This window comes from Nostoc sp., assembly GCF_036917815.1.
GTDB lineage: Bacteria > Cyanobacteriota > Cyanobacteriia > Cyanobacteriales > Nostocaceae > Nostoc.
Genome location: NZ_JBALEK010000085.1, coordinates 21,749 through 43,375 on the forward strand (window position 1 = coordinate 21,749; position 21,627 = coordinate 43,375).

The following is a 21,627-nucleotide window of genomic DNA, read 5'->3' on the forward strand; positions in this document are numbered from 1 at the left end:
GGGGAAGCAATGACTAGAACCACCCCAAAACTAACCTTTGAAGAATATCTGAAATATGATGATGGCACTGATACCCGCTATGAATTGGTCAATAGAGAACTAATTCCCATAAGTTTGGGAAGTGGACAACATGGGGCGGTAACAGACGCAATCATTGTTCAAATTGGCAGTTAGTTGACTAAGTTTGTATAAAATTAACAGGATAAATCTGGCTGAGGTTTTTTATGAGTTCCCGCCGCATTCTTCAAGTTGGTGAATCTTATACTTTCAGCCGATATTTTGAATTGCCTTTCACGATTGATGATATTTTAGCCGAATTAAATTGCACTATTGAAAGGAAAAATCTCACATTACCTGAATCATCAGAAACTTTAGATATCCAATTTTTACAGCAGCAACTTCGGCGTAATTTCTCTCATATTGATTTAGTTAATGAAACTACTAGACGCGAAGCTTTAATTGGCCCAATTTTGTTTGAAGTATGCCATTTAACTAATCAGAGACTCAATATCGAGTATTCTATTGCTGTCAACGACTATCTGAAAGGGACTCTCGACTACTATATTGCAGCACCTCAAAATTTATTAGTTATCGAAGCCAAACAATCAGATTTAGTTAGAGGATTTACTCAACTCGCCATTGAATTAGTAGCACTTGATCAATGGACTAAATCTACATCTGAACTTCTATATGGTGCAGTTACGACTGGTGAAGACTGGCGTTTTGGGGTTTACCATCGTGGGAATCGTCAGGTGACTCAAGATCAGAAACGCTATCAAGTTCCAGAAGATTTATCTACGCTGATAAAAATTATTGTAGGTATTATTTCTAAGTCCTAAACGTTTAAAAATAATTTAAGGATTTAAACCTAATAATGTAGTTCCTTGTTGTCCTGTTCCTACTGCTTCGCGGATGCGGTTGATGCTTAGATTACGTTTATAGTGTTTGGCAATAGTAGCAAGGCAAAGACACATAGAGACAAGGGGATTTTCCTTGTCCCTACATTCAGTCAATTCAACGCCCTTGAGTCGCCAGAAATTGACGCAAGCTAAACAAACTCAGCGTTTGACCCAAATTTAAGGGCAAAATTGAAACTCCTTCCAAGCGGGACTGTACCCAACCTTCTCCCCAGTACCATTCGTGGAACCCGTCGATACCTCCACTAAGTACCAAGCGCAGGCAGTTGGATTTGACAACGTTTACTTGATGATGAATCGCCACTGGCCCAGTCCAGGTTGTAAACTGGAATCCGGGAAGCAGTTCTTCTGGCATTCCTGGCGCAAAGCGTTGCCCTAAGAGCCATTTTTCTAGTTGCACCGGATGCAGCAGACTGTCACGAATTGCATCTGTTGAGGCTTCGATTTCGATCCGCAGTTGGCTTTGTTGAAAATTACCCAGCATTTTTATCGGATTACCTAAAGGTGAGACATCGCTATTTCTAATATTGCAAATAGTTTTAGTCATTAGTCCTTTGTAAATAACTAATGACCAATGATCAATGACAGACGTTTATTTGCGTAGCACCCTACTAAGCTACTTTTCTACCAGCAGAGAACTTAGAATAGAAAATGTGAACTTGTTAAGAAATGTAAGGTGATTCATGGCGGATCAGTTAATTCGTGCAACAGCAGCCGAAGGTGGAATTCGTGCCGTAGGTGTGATCACCACACGTTTAACAGAAGAAGTACGGCAACGCCACAAGCTTTCTTATGTGGCAACGGCAGCACTGGGCCGGACTATGGCGGCGGGCTTGTTAATGGCTTCTAGTATGAAGCGAACTGGATCGAGGGTCAATGTCCGGGTAAAGGGCGATGGGCCTTTGGGTGGGATATTGGTAGATGCAGGCTTAGATGGTACGGTACGCGGGTATGTCGGGAATCCATCTGTGGAATTGCCGCCCAATGCCAAAGGGAAGCTAGATGTTGGTGGTGCGGTAGGTGGCGGCTACCTCTATGTTGTGCGGGATATCGGTTATGGTTATCCTTACTCTAGTACGGTAGAACTAGTTTCTGGGGAAATTGGTGATGATGTCGCTCATTATCTGGTGAATTCCGAACAAACACCTTCGGCTTTAGTTTTAGGTGTGTTCGTGGGAGCCGGGGGAGTAAGTGCGGCTGGAGGATTACTAGTACAAATATTACCCAAAGCTGCCAGAGATGAAGCCTTGGTAGAAACGTTGGAATCACGGGTTGCCGGTCTAGCAGGATTTACGCCGTTGTTGCAAGCTGGGAAGACGTTACCGGAAATCTTTGGCGACTTGTTGGGAGATATGGGGCTGGAAATCTTTTCCGAACGGCAATTGCTGCGCTTCCATTGTGGTTGTTCTTTCGATCGCGTTTTAGGCGCACTGAAGATTTTAGGAGAAGCTGAATTGCAAGACATGATTATTAAAGATGATGGGGCTGAAGCAACTTGCGATTTTTGCGGCAACGTCTACCAGGCAACTAGCGAGCAGTTAGCTCAACTAATTGCCGATTTGCAAGCTGAATCTGCTGTTTTAGGATAAAGTATAAAATAGCACTGATTTTTTAGATTGATAATGGTACTCTGTGGAGAGAGATAATCAAAAAAGTAGCTTTTTAATCATCAGAAAGTTACTATGTCAACAATGGAATTATCGACTTAAAACAGAGCGCTATTCAATTATTTTGGTGTGAGAGATGACAGAGCGGGATATTCCAGACAGTTGGTCTTCAGCCAGTGGAAGAAAGCCAGATCAAAACGAAAGCTTATCCCGAACAGAACAATTCGGTGAAACTCAGCCATTTGATGTCCCAGCTACTGGTTATAACTCCAAGTCAGTGAAGCGGCGAAAAAAAAACCATCGGGAAGGATTACCTATAAATAGTAATTCAGAAGAAACTGCCCAACTCAGTAGTAATTCGGGGAAATGGCCACGCTGGATGAAAAGCTGGACATTATGGCTAGTACTGCTATTGTTGATTCCTGGCAGTGTCGGATTCTTGGCAATGGCAATGCTACTAAAGTTGCCCACTGCCCCTAATTGCCCCTCGATTTTCTGGCCTTTAGCTAGTGCTTCGGTGCGACTACACTGCGCTCAGTTGGCGGCTTCTAAGCAGACTGTGAATGACCTGTTGCAAGCGATCGCTCTGGTGAAGCAACTACCACAAGATCACCCGTTGCATGGAGAAATTGATCGTTTCATCGAAGAATGGTCGCGGGATATTTTGAAGCTAGCCGATCAAAGTTTCCAAACTGGGAATTTAGAGGAAGCGATCGCTACTGCCAAGAAAATCCCCGAAGACGTAGCCGCTTATAAATTAGTCGATGAACAAGTTGACAAATGGCAAACAATTTGGTCAAAGGCAGAAGCGACATACAACGGTGCGATCGCCGAAGTCAAGGAACGGCACTGGCAATCGGCGTTTATGTTATCCGCCAAAATGCTGCGTGTAGATAATCAATACTGGGCGGGTACTAAATACGACCAATTGAATCGTCTAATCGCCACAGCGCGGGAAGATGGCGATAAGTTAGGAAAAGCCGAAAGTTTAGCAGACAGCAAAGTTGTCGATAATTTATTAGAAGCGATCAAGTTAGCCGAGTCCATTGGGCAAGAAAGTTACCTTTACCAAAAAGCTCAGGAAGCGATTCCCGCATTTGGACGCAAAATGCTGGGATTGGCACAGGCAAAACTAGACAAGAAGGATGCGGATGAAGCGCTGAATATTGCTAGGCAAATACCAGAAAGTACGAAACTACAAGGCGAAACCGATGACTTTATTGCCATAGCTGATGCGAAAAGGAGTGCTTGGATCGGTAACGTTTCTGGTTTACAGGCAGCGATCGCTCAAGCACAACAAATTGATCCTTCCAGACCAGTTTATGACGAGGCACAGCAACTTATTGCTCGTTGGCAGTTGGAAATCGAAGATGTTGCAAATCTGGAAAAAGGGAGAATATTGGCTAGTCAGGGAACAATCCCCAATTTAACAGCAGCGATCGCCCAAGTACAGCTCATCCCTGCGAGTAATCCCAGGGCTACAGAAGCGAGGCAAGAGATAGATCGCTGGAGTGCCCAAGTAGAGACAATTGAAGACCAACCTTATTTAGATCGCGCCGAACAGATAGCAGTATTCGACGATATTAACTCCTTGCAAGCTGCGATCAACCAGGCGAATGAAATTCGTAGAGGTCGGGCATTATATCCAGAAGCACGGAAAAAAATTCGGACTTGGATCGGAAAAATTCAGCGAATTCAAGATCAGCCCTACTTAGATCAAGCACGAGAACTGGCTCAAAGTGGAAATCTCACCGCCGCCATTGGCGCAGCTCAACAAATTGCCTCGTCGGGAAGGGCGCTTTCTGGGGAAGCACAAGCTGCGATCAATGATTGGGAAGGGGAAATCCGCACCAAAGAAAACTGGAAAAAAGCCCAGGAAGTGGGGGCGGCTGGTACGCCAGAAGCCTTGGTTGAGGCAATACGGCTGGCGGATCGGGTTTCAAACAATAACATCTTACGTATGGATGCGAATCAGGCTATCGATCAGTGGAGTCAGCAATTGTTAGAAATCGCCCGCTCTCAAGGTCAGTCTGATATTGCTAGAGGCATTGACATTGCCAAATCGATTCCACGCGGTAGTGCTGCTTACAGTGCAGCGCAAGAGCAAATTAAGACTTGGCAGGATTTTCTCAATCCTCAACCGAAACCTGAGCCTCAGCCTGAATCTCAACCATTTCCTCCATCAACGACTACACCATTTTCTCCATCTACTACTAATGGGCAGTAGTGTCAACTTAGAGCCAGGGTGCCTGGAAGTCGCGGCTACACAAACAAAGTCCGCCTCCGCGAACTAAGGAAAAATCAGGGTTTTGTCTCGTTCCCAGTCTCTGATATCATGTCCGCTTGATTACTTATTAAACCCGAAGAACCCCACCCCGCCAAAGCTACGCTTTGTCTTCCCTCCCGAAGATATCTTAGGGGTTGGGGGTGGGGTGCAATGACTGTGCGAATCATAACTATTTATACGGACATGATATGACTGGAAATGTCTAATGGGAGGCTTTGCCTATTGACTTGCAGCAGAGCCGTACTGAGGTGCATTTCCAGCCAGAGACTCAGAAGGAGGTTTTAAAGCAATACAAAAATTTATTCCCCGATCGCTTCTCCCCATTCCTTAATCACAGAAAATAGTGATGAGTAATCATCATCAGCAAATGACATTTTTACGGCTGTTTGCAAGATTTGCCGCACTCCTTTAATACTACTGAGATCCAAACTTTGAGATTTTGCTTCTGAGATAAACAATTCTGTATCTTTAAGCAAGTGTTTTGTGGGGAAATTGGGATTAGCATAATCCTTATCCAACATCCGTTGTAGCTTTTTGTCAAAGGTAGGTGCATAGAGTGAACTATGGCGCAATATTTCCATAAACACATCCACATCGACACCCTGACGCTGGACAAAAGCTAGACTCAGAGCAAAGCTAGTTGTTAGGGAAGCTATTAGTTGATTTAGTGCCAATTTCAGAGCCGCCGCAGATCCCACTGGTCCTATAAGTAAAGGTTCTGTGCCAAAATTTTGGAGTAACTTTAAGTGGCGTTCATATTGTTCTGGCTCTGCCCCTACCATAACACTCAACTTGCCAGCCTTGGCTTCCGGGATACTCCCTAATACAGGTGCTTCTAAATACTCACCACCACCAGCAACAACTGCATCTCTAATTTCCCGGCTTTCTGTGGGAGTAATTGTTCCCATTTGAATGATTGTGCTACCTTCCAAAGTTTGCCAAGCCGTATCTGAAAGCAACACATTATAAATGGCCGGGGCATTAGTAAGCATGAGGATCACGCACTCAGCAGCACGAATGGCTTGGCGGGGATGTGTAGCAATTTCAGCCCCAGCTGCTTGTAGTGGTGCTAATTTTTCTGGGGTACGATTGTAGGCAACTAGCTGTACATCTGCGGCTAATAACCTTTGAGCCATTGGTAGTCCCATTAGTCCAGTTCCCAGAAATGCCACCTTCATTTTTCACGTTCCTTTAATACAGCGTCAAACAATTTTGGATTTGGGATTTTAGATTGACTCTAGCAATCAAGTCATTGGCTCTGTCATTTAATTTTAGATTTGGGATTTTAGATTTATTCCACGTAGCTTGCTTCTCGCGGAACGAGTATAAACTCAGGGGTAACTCTTCTCTACGAGAGGCTGCGCCAAGGAGATGCTGTTCGCATATAAACCTTTTTGAGGTTTAAATCTTCAATCCAAAATTTAAAATCTAAAATCCGTTCACGTGACAATCAACCACCAGCAGCAAAAGTTGCCATAATTATCACTGAAAGTAAAATACCTGGAGTAAGTAGTGTTGCTAGCATTAGCAAGTCATGAGTCGTCATAATTATTACTTTTGTATTGTGTTTAAGTTTACACTAATCACTGTTATCCTAGTCTAAATAAGATTGATACTCCATTCTTAAATAGAGTTTTAACTTTTTAAAGTTACCTTTACTCTGGCACGGTCAATCCTTTTAGTGGTTGAGAAATTTCTGTGTCTTCCAGACCTTTGCTCTGAACTAGAACTCCAAAACCGCCCAGTCCTGTGGGATCTATAAGTTGGTGTAGTGCGTCCCGTCGCTGTAGTAACTGCAAGAGGGGTTGCTTTTGATCAGAAAGGGCTGCAATCCGATCGCCTAAACCCAACGCCATTAAAAATAATCCCTGCTGGATAAAACCAACATTCTTTAAATTGCACTTTTCACCCCAGCGTTCCAAGGCTGTAAAGTCAACGTGGGCAGTGATATCTTGTCGCCCAATATTGATATAGGGATTGTCATGGAAACGATGATGATAATAACACTGTAGCGTTCCTTGCGATCGCCTGGGATTATAGTAACGACTGGCGGGGTAACCATAATCAATTGTTAACACATAGCCGCGCTGCAAGCAGTCTGCTACTATACTCAACCAGTCTAGAGCCGCTAAATTAATTTCACTACGGTAGCCATCGGGATATGCACTTTGGCTCAAGTCGATTCCCGCTAAATCCAAATGTTCAGCTAGTTGGGGTGTTGAAGGTTCCCCTGTGACTTCTACAAATGCAAAATTTGACCTCTCCCCCAACCCCTCCCCTATGAGGGCAGGGGAGTCTTTCTCCCCCTTCCCTAGAAGAGAAGGGGGTTGGGGGGTTAGGTTTTGTGGTGTTGTCACATAAATTTCTCGGAGTTTTCCTGTTTCTAGGATGAATTGATGAACGGGGAAAGCATCTACTAATTCGTTAGAAAAAAAGCAGCCTGCGATCGCATTTGGTGGTATATCCTCTAAATTGCACCAACGTACAGGGAAATCTTGCAAGCGTTGCTGCTGTTCTTGTCTTAAAACTGGCGACTTTTCAACAATGATGTACTCCAGCGCGGTAAAAAAATCTGGGTAGTGCAGTTGATGATATTTGAGGATATGCAAAGCTAGCAGTCCTTGACCTGCTCCCATTTCTACCAGAGAAAAGGGTACAGGTTTTTTTAGAATCTCCCACATTTGCAAAAATTGTTCTGCTAGTAACTCGCCAAAATCAGCACAGAGGTTAGGAGAAGTAAAAAAATCACCACCCTCAAAGCCAATTTTCACTGCATCGCTGGAATAGTAGCCATGTTCAGGGTGGTATAATACCATATCCATGAATTCAGCAAAAGTGATTCGCTGCTGGGGACTGTTGGTAATGTGATTTGCGATCGCTACACATAATGCTGGATTTGAATCCATAAAATTTGAGATTGGGGACAAAAGAAAATAATTGAATAGGACTAGAGTGTGTCAAATTCATTTTGACGGTTAGAGAGACGCGATAAATCGCCGTCTCTACAGAAAATTTATTCGTCAATTAGTTCGTAGTTGCGCTTTAGCGCTAAAGCGCAACTACGAACCCCTCAAAACTAGGTTGACAGACTACTAGGGTGTGTTTTTAAACTACTTGTTTAGGGACTGACAAATAAAAAAATATCCCAAAACCGACACAAAACCCTCTCTATTTATCCTCTCTCTGTGTTCTCTGCGCGGCAGTCGCTCATGGGGTAAACCCCCAGACGCTCTCTACGAGACGCTAAAAGCGTAGCTTGCTTCCCTGTAAGGGTACGCGGACTCGCTTCCCGCCGGCGCTATCGCTTTTAGCGTCTCCCCTTCTCCCAATGTGAGAAGACCGCGCTGCCTTGTCTCTGTGGTAGCCTGCGGCAAGCCGATGCAGCGTCTACGTTTATTTGGATAATTTATTTCTTGGAAATCCCTTAGGCTCCTAACTTTTTAGATCCCCCTAAATCCCCCGATAAATTGGGGGACTTTAAGAGACTCTGAGCAAGCCTTTTTAAGGGGGTTGGGGGGATCTAAGACTTTGAAAACACGCCCTAGTCCTATTTGACTACTTAGCCACTCACCAACGACACCAACACACCATTAGGATCGCGGACACGAGCAATTGTTTGTCCCCAAGGCTGGGCTTTAGGAGCATCTAATGCTTTTGCACCTGCTCCGATCGCTCTGATATAAGCGCTGCCAACATCAGGAGTGATAAATGATATCTGGATTAATGCCGGTGGTTGTGTGGCATCGTTGGGATGGAAGCCGCCAGGAAATAACTTTTGGGCTTCGCTACTAGAAGAGAAAGCTAGTGTAGTGTTTCCGGTTTCGATTTCAGCCCAAATAAACTGCCCCCTATCTTCGAGAGTGCGACGAACCAGACCAAATGCTTTTTCGTAAAACTCAACCGTCTTAACTACATCGTCTACCCAGATGACCGTATAACCAAATTTCATAATTCTTTCTCCTGATTAGAAAAATCAAATTGAGTATTTTCAACCCAGGTCGGTGGGTTTTGCCTCATGTAGCCACGGTTTCTAACCGCCCTTTTAACTTAATTCTTGCTCCCCTTCCCTTGTCGGGAAGGGGTTGGGGGTTAGGTTTGAGTTGCACGCGGCATGAATTACGAATTATATTTAACTTTCTAGGATGTAAGGGGCTGTTGCTAGAATTTGCGCCCCTGTTTGCATCATTTCTATATCTGATGGCGACCAATCATGAGACCCTTGACAATGATGTGCCGCTAGCAATCCCCATAATCCTCTAGGAATCAAAATTGGTACAACTAGGTTGGCACGAACCTGCATATTGCTGAGAAAATCTCGGTGACAAGGCTCGATTGGCTCTAATTCAATATCAGCGATCGCCTTTACCCGTCCTGCTAAGTATAAAGCAGCATACTGGTCGTTAAAACAACCATCTGGGCCAGTTGAACCAAGTATTGAGAATTCTTTAGAACTCAAAGATTCAAAAGTCACCTGTCCTTGCCACTGCCCGTAAAAATAATACAACACCACCCGATCAACATGAAGCGATTCTCTGAGTTGGTTCGTTGTTTGCCGGACTAACTCATCGCGGTGCATTGATTTAACAAGGCGATCGAGCAAGTTTTGCAAACCCTGTTCGCGGCGATCGCGGTTTTGGTTAAATTTTGATTGAGGATGAATTTGCACGGTTCTCAAATTACGACTAGGTAAATGCTGCCGGATTTATATAGTAATTTATTAGACCTTATTTAAATACATATCTAGTATTTATAGTAGCAACCCCATTTTAACAAAACATAACACTAGTACAAGAAGGCAAAAGTAAAAAGGCAAAAGTAAAAAGAAAGAATGCTTATTTTGTAGGCTTTCTGGCTATTTAAAATGGTTGCTTTATTTACACCGTGTCGTACTAGTCAACCTCTTCCGTGAATTTAAAATAAATTATTAAGAAATTACAATTTTAATTTTCACCAAAGAAAATCCCTAATTATAACTTAAAAGTTAAGATTTTTGCAAATATATAAATAATATGCTCAATTTTTTATAGTTTGAGGCAATAAATATAGCGATTGCTCCTTTGTATGCAATAGACTTTGACCTTTCTGTTAAAAGGCTACGGTATATACACATCTTTGTACACAATGCAAGACATCGTAAGATCCCCCTAAATCCCACGATAAATTGGGGGACTTTGATTCCGGTTCCCCCCTTTTTAAGGCAGGGCTGTTTCATTCCCTAAAAGACTCTGATTTACAAGCATTTCAAGCAAAAAAGTCAGGTGACTAAAAAATCTGATTGGGCGAGAAAATCGCGTAGGCGTAGCCCGTCGTAGACATCGCACTGAAATTTACTCGTTGAGGTGGTATCTTTTCGATAACCAAATCAAGCAAATTTCTGACTTATACTATTGACAAAATCTCTAAGAGATCGAATGAAACAGCCCTGCTTTTTAAGGGGGGTTAGGGGGGATCAATCAGTGCCTAAAATCACAGCTAAGGACTTTTCAAACATCCTCTTAGAGCCAGGGCGAATAGAATTCGCGGCTATGCGAACGTAAACTAAAGAAAAATTGAGAGAATCTGGTAGGGTGCGTTATGGACTTTAGTCCTAACGCACCGAAAACCTCTGACGGTGCGTTACCCTGACGCGATAACACACCCTACCTGTATTTCAAAAATTAAACAGGACTTACGCAAACAATAGCTAAAACCCTGATTTTTAGGTAGGGGCAATTCATGAATTGCCCCTGAGCGCGTGTAGTTTTGCGTAAGTCCTATTAAATATGAGTCGTAAAGCTGGTAAATTTAGCTCCCTTAAAAAGGGAGGAAACGGAGTCAAAGTCGCCCTTTTTAAGGCAGGGCTGTTTCATTCGTTCAGATCAGAATTTTGTCAAGAGTATCAACCAGAAAATTTAGTGAGTTGGTAATCGAAAAATTACTGTTTCAATCGGTAAATTTAAGTGCGATCGCCTGGTTTTTGACCCAATTAGAGTGTTTAAAAACCTGATTTTTTTGACTGATACGCTTGTAAATTAAGGTCTTTTGGGGAATGAATCAGCCCTGCTTTTTAAGGGGAGCGACTGCGCCCTTGCGGTTCCCCGACTTGTTCGCGCAGCGTCTCCCCTTCTCCCAAAGGGAGAGGCTAGCGCCAAGGGAGAAGCACGTGGCGTGGATTTAGGGGGATCTAAAACGTTTTGCTACCAAGAAGAACTATATTTTATGAACTATTTCACTTTTAACCAACTAAATATATCTGCTGGCGTAATTTGCCAATCTGCTAATACATCAAGAACAGTCAATTTATCATTATTATATTTTACTTCTGGCAATTTATTAGGTTGAAATACCATCACCGATTTATCGTTAGAGTCAATAAACCAACCTAGTTTTGTACCATGATTAATACAGAAAATGATTTTATCAATCACACGGTTAGGAAATTGGTCAGGGGATAGAATTTCAATTATCCAATCTGGATAAATTTCAAACTTATTGGCAATTTCTCCATCTTCATCAACAACAAGCCGTGACCACTCAAATACAGCAATATCTGGAACTAAAGAACGTCCTCCAAATGTGCAGCGTAATTCAGTTAATGCTAAAGCTATTTCCTGAGATTCACTTACCTGATTAATTTCCGTTGATAAACGAGTTTGAATTCTGCTATGTTTTCCCTGTGGCATTGGTTTTTGGTAGGTTTTTGTATCAATATATTCACTAGCTGGTTTAGTTTCTGGTAATTGCAGAAACTCTGTTAAAGAAAGATTAGATGATAATACGACCATAAAAATTACTCCTAAAATAGTTTTATTATATCTTGAAAACCTCTCTCTAAATCTCTCTCCTACAAGGAGGAGCCACTGCGTTGGGCGGCGAGCCACTCTTGTTGCACGTGGCGTTAAAGACTTTGAATTTTCCCCCTTCTCGTGTCGGGAAGCTGGCTAGGGGGTTAGGTCTTTCATCGGCTTTTCCACATGACGTGAAAAGTCAGTAAAGTCCTGACTACAGGGAGCATCCCAAATGTGCAAAAACCTTGATAGCCCTCATCCCCTAACCCCTTCTCCCAAAAATGGGAGAAGGAGAACTAGAATTATGTCTCCCCTCTCCCAAAAATGGGAGAGGGGCTGGGGGTGAGGGAAAAGATTTAAGCAAAATTGGGATGCTCCCTTACTACAAACTTTAATTTACTAATCTTGAAATAATCCTAAAGAACAAATAATTTGAGGTTCTCGTTTCTCAAGTTCTTCTGTGACAATACACAAACGGTCATCCATCCGTAGCGCCACTACTAACTCAGCCAACTGCTGATTATTAATACCACTTCTGAGTTGACGATTGAGAGTATCAATGGCTGACTGTCGCAAAGGATAACGGTAAATTTCATCAATTGCTTTTAAAAGTTCTTCGCTAACAAATAGTGTTCCCTTCATTTCTTGAACATAACTCTTCAGTCGTTCATAACTGCGGAATCTTGCACCTGATGGTCGCCCCAATTGACCCCCGGCATTTTTCTCTTCTTCAGCAATCAACTCAGCACCTTTTTGCACTAACTCGTGATGCTGTTTATCTCTCGGTATCGCTGGGGTAGATTCTTCACACGCCGCCACTCGAAGAACTGCTAATTGCGATTGAGTAACGCTATTTCCATCACGGTCAACATAAATCAAAGAATCATTCCCCTCAGTGGTTTTCATATACAGCAATACCCCTTCCGGTTGCACAGGTTGCGGAGTATGGGCGCGAGTAGAATAAACCACATTTGGCATTTCTTCAATGGTTTTTTTCAAACCTGGATTACCATCGGTGGCTTTTTTCCAAATTTGAAATGCTTCCGAAGTTAAGTCAACTTCTGTGTCTTCTTCCCCATCTAAAACTCCAGATTTCTCGTTGTAGAGGTCGAGAATTACTCGTGCATCATCATCTTCAAAAAATGCTTCATCAGTTCCCACGACTTCAGCATTTTCTTGTAGTCGTTTGCGGAGTCGTCCCCGCAAATTAATAATCCGTTCTACCCCTTCAGCTGGTAAAAAAGAATAACAGAGAATTTTATCAGCATTTTGCCCAATGCGGTCTACCCTCCCTGCACGTTGAATTAAAGGAATAATCGCCCAAGGTAAATCCCAATTGACGATAATTGCACAGTCTTGCAAATTATGACCTTCACTCAAAACATCGGTAGCTATTAAAATACGCAATTCATCTGATAATGAAATTTCCTCGCGTTTTCCATTACTCACAGGGCTAAATCTTCCCGTCATTGCTGTCGGGTCTTTAGATTGACCTGTCACCCCTGCAATATGAGTAATATGACTCAACTGCAAATTGTCTGTAAGGTAACGGACTGTATCGGCAAATTGTGTAAAAATCAGTACTTTATCTTTGGGGTGAGTTTTTGTTAGCAGTTTGATTAAGGCAGCAAGCTTTTCATCTTTTTGATAATTCCACTCACCACACTCTTGCAGGACATTAATCAGTGCTTTGGCATCTTCTAGCAAATCCCGTTTCAGTTTTTTAATGTCAAAAAGTGTAGACCGCAACCACTTAAATCGTCGTTGATATCGAGTTGTATATTCTTGATAAATTGACTCTGCTCTTTGACGAAAAACTTTTTCTGTCTTAAATGCCTTCTCATCCTCATCTGGAAAACCTCTCTCCTGCTTTTCGAGAGGCTTTGAATTCTCCCCCTTCCCTAGTAGGGAAGGGGGCTGGGGGGTTAGGTTCCGCGTTAGCTTTTCCACATCACCTGAATTGTCAGAATCATCTTCTTCTGTTTCTGTATCAAACAAAGCTGCTGCTACAGAATCGGCATCTTCATCATTATTACTTGTATCTAATAACTCAGCTTCCTGAGTTCCAATGGGAATATCAAGCCCCTTCTCTAAAGCATACAAATAAATGAAGTTCCGTAAAATGTGGCGTTCAATTGATTGAAGGAAAGCAACACCACTACTTTCTAAACGTTTAAATAAGTTAGTGCGAGAAAAACCCATTAACCTCCTACCGCCACGAAATAAGCTATTAAGAAAGCGTTGCTCGATATCTGTAGGTAATTGTTTGGGTTTAGCAATAATATAATTTCCTAGCCCATAACGAGGTAAATTAAGTTGATTAATTACTTCTACTACTAACTCTGAGTAAAGATGAGAATAAGAGTCAGTGTTAGAACTTTCTAGAGGAAACTTGAGACTGCGAGGTATACGCTGGGGAAAATAAGAACGTCTCCCATCAAAAAATTCTAAATATTTACGCCCGGTTTCATCTGTGTGGGCATAATTATCTTTAATAAAAGAGCGAGTGCGTCGCACCATGTAACGCTTCATCAATTCTCGCCAGTCATCAGGGTGTTCACTTTTTTCAAAAGCCGCTAAAGAACGGACTGAACATTGATGTTTTCTAATAAACTCTAATTCTCCGATAGAACTGCCACCAAGTTCATTAATTAAAGCTTCTGGTCTTAATCCTAAATCTTGGTCTTCTGGTACAAATAGCCGCAGTTGGGCGGAAAGGTCAAGATAACTTTTATTGTAAGGAGTAGCAGATAATAAAATACATTTACTTTCGTTAGCCGCAATATATTCTATAATTGCTCGATAACGTTTGCCTTCGCGGTTCCGTAAGTTGTGACTTTCATCAATTAACACAACTCGATAACGGCGGAGTTTCGGTAATTTATTTTGGACTTGACTAATGGGCATAACTTCGGCAAGTAGCCGATAGTTATTGACATATTCTTGCCACATTTGCACCAAGTTTTTTGGGCAAATAATTAGTGTTTCTAAAAAACAATCTTCTTGTAATATCTTAGCTAAGGCGGTTCCAACTAAAGTTTTGCCCAAACCGACCACATCACCCACTAATACGCCACCACGCCTAGTTACATGACGTGCTGCTAGCTGGACGGCGGCTTTTTGGAAATCAAATAAATTGTTAAATTCGCGGGGGATGCGGAATTCGGAAATTCCAGCGATCGCTTCATGAGATAAGTGGTAAGCTATCTTCAGGTAGATGTAGTAAGGTGAGACCAACTCATATCTCGCCCAACTTTGATCGATAATTTCAGCCAATTCTTGAGATATATCTACACAACCGTAATCTTGCCAGCGATCGCTAAACCACTTTTGCAGTTTATTGCAAGCATCATGGTCTAAAATATCAACATTCAACTCCCCTTGTTTTGCCAGTCCGGGAAGAGTTAAATTGCTACTACCTAAAAATCCCACCGTTGGAGTATTGGGGTCATGGCGATGCACAAGATATAATTTGGCGTGGAGGGGATGGCGCAGAAACAGTTTAATAATTAGTTTCTGAGTTTTTAGCTGATGACTTAACCGCCGCAACCCCGCTTCATCCTGATTAGTCGGCGCACCGATAGTCAACTGCTGGCGAAATTCCGCCGCCATCCGTTTTTTAAACCGCACGATGCTACTGTTATCAATCCGTCCATCACCACCAACAAAACTAAATGCTGCATGAACTTCATCACTGGGCAAGGTTTGCATCCCAATTAGTAAACGACAACAAGCATTTTCACTACCAACATACTGTTCAATCAAATCATCAATTCTTCGCCAACCTCTGAGGTTGAAGTAGCCAACACAAAAATCTGCTCGGTAAGAGACTTTGAGGGTTTCTCGTAAAATCGGTAGCAATTGTAAATCAATGTTGTCAAAGATACGGGGCATTACTCAAAACTCTATAAATATTTCGTACATCTGTTATACGAGTAAAAAATTTTTATGCTAGATTAGAGACGGCGATTTATCGCGTCTTCAAAAATTATAAAAAAAAGAGCAGTTGCATAATACAACTGCTCTAAAAAATGTTTAGATAAATATTTTCTACCTATCCACAGATCCCATAATTACGTCAACACTGCCAAGAATCACCACAATATCTGCAACTTTCATGCCGCGCAGTAAATGCGGTACAATTTGGAGGTTGTTGAAGTCTGCTGCGCGAATCTTCCACCGTAAGGGGAAAACATTATCATCGCCAACCAGATAAATTCCCAATTCACCTTTGCCACTTTCGACACGAGAGTAGATTTCACCCTTGGGAATCTTAAAGGTGGGCGAAACTTTTTTGCCGATGTATTGATAATCAAATGCGTCCCACTCTGATTTTTTACCTGCGGCTAAACGCTTCGCTTCCAGATTTTCGTAAGGGCCGCCAGGAAGTCCTTTAATTGCTTGGCGAATAATCTTCACAGATTCGCGCATTTCTCGCATCCGCACCACATAACGGGCAAAGCAATCACCGGCGGTTTCCCACTGCACATCCCAGTCGAAATCGTCATAACATTCGTAATGGTCAACTTTTCGCAAATCCCATTGCACGCCAGATGCGCGTAACATTGGGCCAGAAAGTCCCCAATTAATTGCTTCTTCACGGGTGATAGTACCAATACCTTCAACACGTCGCCGGAAGATGGGATTATCGGTTACTAAACGTTCATACTCATCAACTTTGGGCAAGAGGTAGTCGCAAAATTCCAGACACTTATCTACCCAACCGTAAGGCAAATCGGCTGCTACCCCACCAACGCGGAAGTAGTTATTATTCACCATCCGATAACCTGTAGCGGCTTCCCACAAATCATAAATCATCTCCCGTTCCCGGAACTGATAGAAGAAAGGAGTTTGAGCGCCCACGTCAGCCAGGAACGGACCAAACCACAGCAAGTGGTTAGCAATGCGGTTCAACTCCAACATGATGACGCGGATGTAGCTAGCGCGTTTGGGGACAGCGACACCTGCAAGCTTTTCTGGGGCGTTGACAGTTACGGCTTCGTTGAACATTCCCGCAGCGTAGTCCCAGCGACTAACGTAGGGGACGTACATTACATTAGTGCGGTTTTCGGCAATTTTTTCCATTCCCCGGTGCAAATAGCCGATAACCGGTTCACAATCAACGACATCTTCGCCATCCAGAGTCATGATTAGCCGCAGAACCCCGTGCATTGAAGGGTGATGTGGCCCCATGTTTAGCACCATAGGTTCAGTGCGGGTTTCTAGTCTGGTCATAGATTTCGTGTTCTCCTGTTGTGTTCGTGTACCTGCCGAAGGCAAAATTTTGAATTGAACCGCTCAGATGCCAACTAGACCCAATTTATAACAGAATTCAGGAGTTAGGAGTCAGAATTCACAATGAATTCTAAGGGTGACAGAGGAGGGATTTTACTTGATGTTTCATTTTGTTGCACTTCTTTAACTATTATATGGAAGCTCGATATCCACTTAATTAAGGCAGCAGATTTTTTTCACCTCATGGTGCCCAGACAAGGGGACAGGTCGAATAATTTAATCATTAATTACTGAGGTTCAGGAGGCGACAATTATTGCTCTGGACAAAATTTCACGCATATATCACACTCAATAGGGCGATCGCGATCAACAATTTTGGACATTTCTGATTTTAAGGGTGCGATCGCCCTATCAAGGCAGCACCTCTAGATAATCTCTATAAACAAAGTGCCAGAAACTCCTGACTCAACTAAGTAGTCAGGAGTACTTCATCCGAAATGACACACATACTTAGGGCAAGCGTCCCTCACTCCGAAGCCTGTTAGCGATGCGTTTAATCTCAGTTTCGCCTTGATCTAAGGCATCAGGGCTGGTGTGAACCGAGTAGTAACCCAACACCAGATCGTGTGGATGCTTGATGGCGGAACCAAGCACAAATGTAGTGTCACCTTGGGCATGGAAATCGATAGCAGCATCTGATTCATCAAAAACCACAAGCTCACCAGATGCCAAAGTCTGATCGTCAGTATGCAGTATTCCAGCCTGTACAGCGACCCAGCACACGGTGTGACCTGCATCTGGTTCAAAGTGCCAGTGTTCGCTATCTTTCAGTCGCACGGCGAGGTAATTTATAGATGGCGGTGCAGCAATAGGGCTTTTTGCAGTCCCGTAGCGACCTAACACCACACGCACCGCCCCTGACTCCTCTACTTCATGGGGAGGCAGATAGACACTTTGTGCAGGAGCAAGCTCTTGCTCAGGCGGTAAGGCGATCCAAAGTTGAAAGCCCTGCATGAGTGAGCCGCCAATAGTTCCCCCCTGATGCCAGACACCACTACCAGCACGCATCCACTCAACACCTCCCTGTGGAAGAATACCTTGCTTTCCCGTGCTGTCTTCATAAGATGCTTCACCCGACAACATAAAGGTAATTGTCGCAATGCCTGAGTGCGGATGCCAGCCAAAGCCAGATGCGCTCAGAGGTTGCGCCTCAAAATAATCGAGGAATACGAACGGCTTGATTAGCTCTCCAACATCAGATGGACTGACCAAACGAGTGATCTGTCCGTTTCGCTGCCCCCAGGTACGATGAATGATCCGGCGCGTGGAAATGTTTGAGGAGATACTGTCTACTGTTTTCAAATGCAAAGGTGTGATGCTTGATTTTTCCATAATCATTAGGCTGCCTTATTCAGATATTTCATTTGCCTGTTTTTCGCGTCTGTCAAAGCTGAAGTTATTGCAAGTTACCTAGTTATTAGAGGTAACAAGGTATATTATAGTAACTAAGAAAAATGACCGCAAGAAGGCACAATTATGTCAGAAGGTTACAACAATGTTCCTCCCTCTAAAAATATCAACCATACTGAACAATACTGTCTCCCCGTGCGCGAAGTGTTAAGTCTTGTTGGTGATAAATGGAGTGTATTGATTGTTGTGATACTCAGTGATGGTCCACTACGTTTCAGTGAATTACGCCGACTAATTGATGGCATTTCTCAGCGAATGCTTACCCGCACATTGCGTGAGCTTGAACGTAATGGGTTAATGACGCGCACAGTTTCGCCAACACTACCGCCCAGTGTTTATTACGAACTAACAACACTGGGACGAACACTTCTAGAACCAGTTAAGGCGCTTGCTTCATGGGCGCAGACAAACTATCCCGAAATCTCTCTAGCGCAGCAGAAATTTGCTCAAAATAATGCTCTTCTCTCATTTAAAATAGACGAAAATAAGAAATCATTTACTAATAAAAGCTAATAAATATAGCAATCCTTAATCATTCGTGAAAAATTAGATCCCCGACTTCTTCGAGAAGTCAGGTATCTGGACATCGCGCATTTTCACAACTCATTTAGGATTGCTATAGGACTACTATTTGATTTTCAAAAAGATACGTAGGGTGTGTTAGCGACAGCGTAACGCACTAAATCCTTACGAATGGTGCGTTACGGATTTCATCCTAACGCACCCTACAGTACCTAATTTTGTTCAAAAATCAAATAGGAATCCTATATACTGGTGCTACGCCTAAAGCCTTTACACTAGGATACCGAGAAATAAAAAACTCCATCCCCATCTGTCTGTAGAGGGATAGCCGTCCCGCCGCTTTCAATGAAAGCCTGGAAAAGTTGATAAATAAAAACCCCTGCACCAATAGTGTAGGGGTTATTTATTTTATACACAAACTCTTAACTATCTTTTCCACCTTCTCGGCTAGCAGTTTGGATGTACAGAATTAGTAAAAACACAGCAGGGACTAGTACGAACAAAATGCTCGCTATGAACCCTAGGTCATTAACTTGCATGGCAAGAAAACCTCTCTTAAATTTCCAGTCAACAACATTAGGATAGCATCATCAATGACAGAGTTATACCAATTCAAAATTCCAAATGAGTAAACTCTATTTTGGTAAGTATTTTTACTTATGACTGGATACAACTTGAACTAATGGAAGATTTGAGAATTTAAGGCTTGGTGACTACGCTGACTGAGCCATTCACTAAAGTTTGACAGGCAAGGCGATAATTTTCCGGCTTTTTCTTGAATTTCCGGTTTTCTACGTCTGTGCGGGGGGAAAGATTTCCTAGTCCTTCGACTATCTCGACAACGCAAGTGCCACACTGACCATTACCACCGCAATTCGTCATCTTGCCAATGAATGTATATATATCAATGTCATTTTGCATGGCTTTGAGCCGAAGATTTGCACCATCTGCCGCCACTACTTCTTTATTCTCTTTAACGAATTTGATATTACCCATAACTGATTCCTCCTTGACTGTAAGCTTGGCTTTCAAGGCTTCATATTGACATGGCTTGATTAACATCTTATTTATTATCTCAATTCATTACAAGATATTAATAAATATTAACTTTGTAAAATATGGCGCTACAAAAAAATAGGACAGGTACTCCACCTGTCCTATTTTTTGAAAAATAGATTAACTTACCTAAATCCTACGGCTGCTTGCCAAACGAAAGCAAGCAACAAGAAGAATACGGGGATAACTGGGAGAACATCTACCAAAGGATCGAAGATTTGGTATGCTTCAGGCAGTTTTGCTAATAAAAGTGCTGCTTCCATGTTTGTTTAAATCCACCTATCCAACACAGCTTTCATAATTGAGAAGTATTTTAACATGGTTTGGGTCTTGATCATTTGTCAATAGTCATTTGTAATTTCCCCCTCATCTGGTGCTGCTTCAGATGAGTTGAGCCAGTGACCAAATTCTGTGGTGAAGCGATCGCTCAATATTGCTTCTCTAATCTTTTGGGTAAAGCGAATTAGTTCGGTAATGTTGTGAATGCTCAACAAGGTATAAGCCAAAATTTCCTGCGATCGCACTAAATGAGATATGTAAGCACGACTAAAATTTTGACAACTGTAGCATGGGCAAGTTTCATCTAATGGCGTAAAATCTTCACGAAACTTCGCATTTTTCAAATTCCAGCGTCCGCCTTGGACTATGGCTGTACCATGTCTCGCCCAGCGTGTGGGAATTACGCAATCAAATAAATCTACACCAGATGCGATCGCGATCGCCATTTCCCGATAAGTACCCACACCCATCAAGTAACGCGGCTTATCGGCAGGTAGAAGCGGTGCTGTGACTTTGACAATCTCAGCCATCATTTCTGGCGGTTCTCCCACACTTACCCCACCAATAGCATATCCAGGCAAATCCAACTTAGCTAAAGCTTCCGCCGCACGACAACGCAAATCCAAATACACGCCCCCTTGCACAATCCCAAACAACGCCTGATCGCTACGTTGATGAGCCTTGATACAGCGTTCTAACCAGCGATAAGTGCGCTCAGTTGCAGTTTCTACCTCTTGGCGAGTCGCTGGGTAGGGCGGACATTCATCAAAGGCCATGATTACATCCGCCCCCAAAGTATTTTGAATCTCAATGGAGCGTTCTGGTGTTAAATTAATAATTTGTCCATCGTGGGGCGATCGGAAAGTTACGCCTTCTTCAGTAATTTTTCGCATCTCGCTTAAGCTGAACACCTGAAACCCACCCGAATCTGTGAGCATCGGCCCGTTCCAACCCATAAATTTATGCAACCCACCACCCCCAGCCACGATCGCTTCCCCTGGTTGGAGGTGAAGATGATAAGTATTGGATAAGATCATTTGTGCCCCAGTATCTCGCAACTGTGCTGGGGTGATAGTTTTAACATTAGCCAGCGTTCCCACGGGCATAAATCTGGGGGTTTCCACAACACCGTGAGGAGTGAAAAACACTCCGGCTCTAGCTTTGGTTTGACTACAACAAGCAAGACATTGAAAAGAAAAATTCGCACTCATGCCATTTTGGATTTTAGATTTTGGATTGTGAAACCCTAATTTAGGACTAGCCCTTTCAAGGTGGTGAAATTTGGAACGAAGATTGCTTATTTCAACCTTCAAAAAGCCCAAAATCTGAGCGGAGGATTCAAGATGATAGCACTGAAATAACGTATCTTCGTTAGTCACCTTGAAAGGGCTAGTCCTATAATCGGTAAAGAGTTTCAGAAATCCATAACTAGCAGCCATAAAACCATAAGGTATTAGGGCAAAATTAATATTATTTGGCTAAATTAT

Annotated in this window: 18 protein-coding genes and 1 pseudogene; 5 read left to right on the top strand and 14 right to left on the bottom strand. The window is 42.8% G+C overall.

Going from position 1 to position 21,627, the window contains the following annotated elements:
* Nucleotides 1-9: 9 nt before the first annotated feature.
* Both V7K97_RS25285 and V7K97_RS25290 read left to right on the top strand, forming a co-directional pair.
* A complete protein-coding gene (locus V7K97_RS25285; protein WP_334803733.1) occupies nt 10-174 on the top strand; it encodes a hypothetical protein in 165 nt (54 codons plus the stop codon).
* Nucleotides 175-224: 50 nt separating this feature from the next.
* On the top strand, nt 225-839 hold the full coding sequence (locus tag V7K97_RS25290; RefSeq protein ID WP_334803734.1) for a hypothetical protein: 615 nt from the start codon (nt 225-227) through the stop codon (nt 837-839).
* Between the two features lie 24 nt (nt 840-863).
* Here the strand turns inward: V7K97_RS25290 and V7K97_RS32165 are convergent.
* Nucleotides 864-974: pseudogene (locus V7K97_RS32165) on the bottom strand (cysteine peptidase family C39 domain-containing protein); the annotation flags it as partial.
* A gap of 40 nt (nt 975-1,014) precedes the next feature.
* The gene (locus V7K97_RS25295; protein WP_334803766.1) at nt 1,015-1,401 is read right to left on the bottom strand and encodes a hypothetical protein; all 387 of its coding nucleotides are present in this window, start codon (nt 1,399-1,401) and stop codon (nt 1,015-1,017) included.
* A gap of 199 nt (nt 1,402-1,600) precedes the next feature.
* Between V7K97_RS25295 and hslO the strand changes: the two genes are divergently transcribed.
* Nucleotides 1,601-2,506, top strand: coding sequence for an Hsp33 family molecular chaperone HslO (gene hslO, locus V7K97_RS25300; protein WP_334803735.1), 906 nt, complete (start codon nt 1,601-1,603; stop codon nt 2,504-2,506).
* Nucleotides 2,507-2,660: 154 nt separating this feature from the next.
* Nucleotides 2,661-4,751, top strand: coding sequence for a chromosome segregation ATPase (locus V7K97_RS25305; RefSeq protein ID WP_334803736.1), 2,091 nt, complete (start codon nt 2,661-2,663; stop codon nt 4,749-4,751).
* 359 nt (nt 4,752-5,110) lie between these two features.
* Here V7K97_RS25305 and V7K97_RS25310 read toward each other — a convergent pair whose 3' ends face one another.
* The 8 genes from V7K97_RS25310 to V7K97_RS25345 all read right to left on the bottom strand — a co-directional run bounded on the left by V7K97_RS25310 (nt 5,111) and on the right by V7K97_RS25345 (nt 18,205).
* Nucleotides 5,111-5,989 carry an NAD(P)-dependent oxidoreductase gene (locus tag V7K97_RS25310; protein WP_334803737.1) on the bottom strand — a complete coding sequence of 293 codons (879 nt, stop codon included), beginning with the start codon at nt 5,987-5,989 and terminating at the stop codon, nt 5,111-5,113.
* 477 nt (nt 5,990-6,466) lie between these two features.
* Nucleotides 6,467-7,717: a class I SAM-dependent methyltransferase gene (locus V7K97_RS25315; protein ID WP_334803738.1), complete on the bottom strand. Its 1,251-nt coding sequence runs from the start codon at nt 7,715-7,717 to the stop codon at nt 6,467-6,469.
* A 653-nt stretch (nt 7,718-8,370) separates the two neighbouring features.
* Entirely contained in the window at nt 8,371-8,760 is a 390-nt protein-coding gene (locus tag V7K97_RS25320) for a VOC family protein (protein WP_334803739.1), read from the bottom strand.
* A 180-nt stretch (nt 8,761-8,940) separates the two neighbouring features.
* Complete coding sequence (locus V7K97_RS25325) at nt 8,941-9,477, bottom strand: GAF domain-containing protein (RefSeq protein ID WP_334803740.1); 537 nt, start codon at nt 9,475-9,477, stop codon at nt 8,941-8,943.
* Nucleotides 9,478-11,014: 1,537 nt separating this feature from the next.
* On the bottom strand, nt 11,015-11,575 hold the full coding sequence (locus V7K97_RS25330) for a Uma2 family endonuclease (RefSeq protein WP_334803741.1): 561 nt from the start codon (nt 11,573-11,575) through the stop codon (nt 11,015-11,017).
* A gap of 402 nt (nt 11,576-11,977) precedes the next feature.
* A complete protein-coding gene (locus V7K97_RS25335; RefSeq protein WP_334803742.1) occupies nt 11,978-15,472 on the bottom strand; it encodes a helicase-related protein in 3,495 nt (1,164 codons plus the stop codon).
* 156 nt (nt 15,473-15,628) lie between these two features.
* Complete coding sequence (locus tag V7K97_RS25340; RefSeq protein WP_334803743.1) at nt 15,629-16,813, bottom strand: NAD(P)H-quinone oxidoreductase subunit H; 1,185 nt, start codon at nt 16,811-16,813, stop codon at nt 15,629-15,631.
* 510 nt (nt 16,814-17,323) lie between these two features.
* On the bottom strand, nt 17,324-18,205 hold the full coding sequence (locus tag V7K97_RS25345; protein ID WP_334803744.1) for a pirin family protein: 882 nt from the start codon (nt 18,203-18,205) through the stop codon (nt 17,324-17,326).
* 144 nt (nt 18,206-18,349) lie between these two features.
* On the opposite strand from V7K97_RS25345, the gene V7K97_RS25350 reads away from it, so the two are divergent.
* A complete protein-coding gene (locus V7K97_RS25350) occupies nt 18,350-18,796 on the top strand; it encodes a winged helix-turn-helix transcriptional regulator (RefSeq protein WP_334803745.1) in 447 nt (148 codons plus the stop codon).
* A 431-nt stretch (nt 18,797-19,227) separates the two neighbouring features.
* Here the strand turns inward: V7K97_RS25350 and psbM are convergent, their stop codons facing one another.
* The 4 genes from psbM to tgt all read right to left on the bottom strand — a co-directional run bounded on the left by psbM (nt 19,228) and on the right by tgt (nt 21,351).
* On the bottom strand, nt 19,228-19,344 hold the full coding sequence (gene psbM, locus V7K97_RS25355) for a photosystem II reaction center protein PsbM (RefSeq protein WP_084227279.1): 117 nt from the start codon (nt 19,342-19,344) through the stop codon (nt 19,228-19,230).
* A 160-nt stretch (nt 19,345-19,504) separates the two neighbouring features.
* Entirely contained in the window at nt 19,505-19,801 is a 297-nt protein-coding gene (locus tag V7K97_RS25360) for a 2Fe-2S iron-sulfur cluster-binding protein (RefSeq protein ID WP_334803746.1), read from the bottom strand.
* 185 nt (nt 19,802-19,986) lie between these two features.
* A complete protein-coding gene (locus V7K97_RS25365; RefSeq protein WP_006195022.1) occupies nt 19,987-20,124 on the bottom strand; it encodes a photosystem II reaction center protein K in 138 nt (45 codons plus the stop codon).
* Nucleotides 20,125-20,202: 78 nt separating this feature from the next.
* Nucleotides 20,203-21,351 (bottom strand): tRNA guanosine(34) transglycosylase Tgt, encoded by a 1,149-nt coding sequence (tgt, locus tag V7K97_RS25370; RefSeq protein ID WP_334803747.1) that lies wholly within the window; start codon nt 21,349-21,351, stop codon nt 20,203-20,205.
* Nucleotides 21,352-21,627 lie beyond the last annotated feature (276 nt).

Excerpts from the sequence above, each read along its gene's own strand:
- V7K97_RS25290 (WP_334803734.1), top strand. The coding sequence starts at position 225 with ATGAGTTCCCGCCGCATTCTTCAAGTTGGTGAATCTTATACTTTCAGC.
- V7K97_RS25305 (WP_334803736.1), top strand. The coding sequence starts at position 2,661 with ATGACAGAGCGGGATATTCCAGACAGTTGGTCTTCAGCCAGTGGAAGA.
- V7K97_RS25345 (WP_334803744.1), bottom strand. The coding sequence starts at position 18,205 with ATGGAAAAATCAAGCATCACACCTTTGCATTTGAAAACAGTAGACAGT.
- V7K97_RS25365 (WP_006195022.1), bottom strand. The coding sequence starts at position 20,124 with ATGGAAGCAGCACTTTTATTAGCAAAACTGCCTGAAGCATACCAAATC.
- V7K97_RS25315 (WP_334803738.1), bottom strand. The coding sequence starts at position 7,717 with ATGGATTCAAATCCAGCATTATGTGTAGCGATCGCAAATCACATTACC.
- hslO (WP_334803735.1), top strand. The coding sequence starts at position 1,601 with ATGGCGGATCAGTTAATTCGTGCAACAGCAGCCGAAGGTGGAATTCGT.
- V7K97_RS25350 (WP_334803745.1), top strand. The coding sequence starts at position 18,350 with ATGTCAGAAGGTTACAACAATGTTCCTCCCTCTAAAAATATCAACCAT.
- V7K97_RS25335 (WP_334803742.1), bottom strand. The coding sequence starts at position 15,472 with ATGCCCCGTATCTTTGACAACATTGATTTACAATTGCTACCGATTTTA.
- V7K97_RS25340 (WP_334803743.1), bottom strand. The coding sequence starts at position 16,813 with ATGACCAGACTAGAAACCCGCACTGAACCTATGGTGCTAAACATGGGG.
- V7K97_RS25310 (WP_334803737.1), bottom strand. The coding sequence starts at position 5,989 with ATGAAGGTGGCATTTCTGGGAACTGGACTAATGGGACTACCAATGGCT.
- V7K97_RS25330 (WP_334803741.1), bottom strand. The coding sequence starts at position 11,575 with ATGGTCGTATTATCATCTAATCTTTCTTTAACAGAGTTTCTGCAATTA.
- V7K97_RS25295 (WP_334803766.1), bottom strand. The coding sequence starts at position 1,401 with ATGCTGGGTAATTTTCAACAAAGCCAACTGCGGATCGAAATCGAAGCC.
- V7K97_RS25285 (WP_334803733.1), top strand. The coding sequence starts at position 10 with ATGACTAGAACCACCCCAAAACTAACCTTTGAAGAATATCTGAAATAT.
- psbM (WP_084227279.1), bottom strand. The coding sequence starts at position 19,344 with ATGCAAGTTAATGACCTAGGGTTCATAGCGAGCATTTTGTTCGTACTA.
- tgt (WP_334803747.1), bottom strand. The coding sequence starts at position 21,351 with ATGAGTGCGAATTTTTCTTTTCAATGTCTTGCTTGTTGTAGTCAAACC.
- V7K97_RS25320 (WP_334803739.1), bottom strand. The coding sequence starts at position 8,760 with ATGAAATTTGGTTATACGGTCATCTGGGTAGACGATGTAGTTAAGACG.
- V7K97_RS25360 (WP_334803746.1), bottom strand. The coding sequence starts at position 19,801 with ATGGGTAATATCAAATTCGTTAAAGAGAATAAAGAAGTAGTGGCGGCA.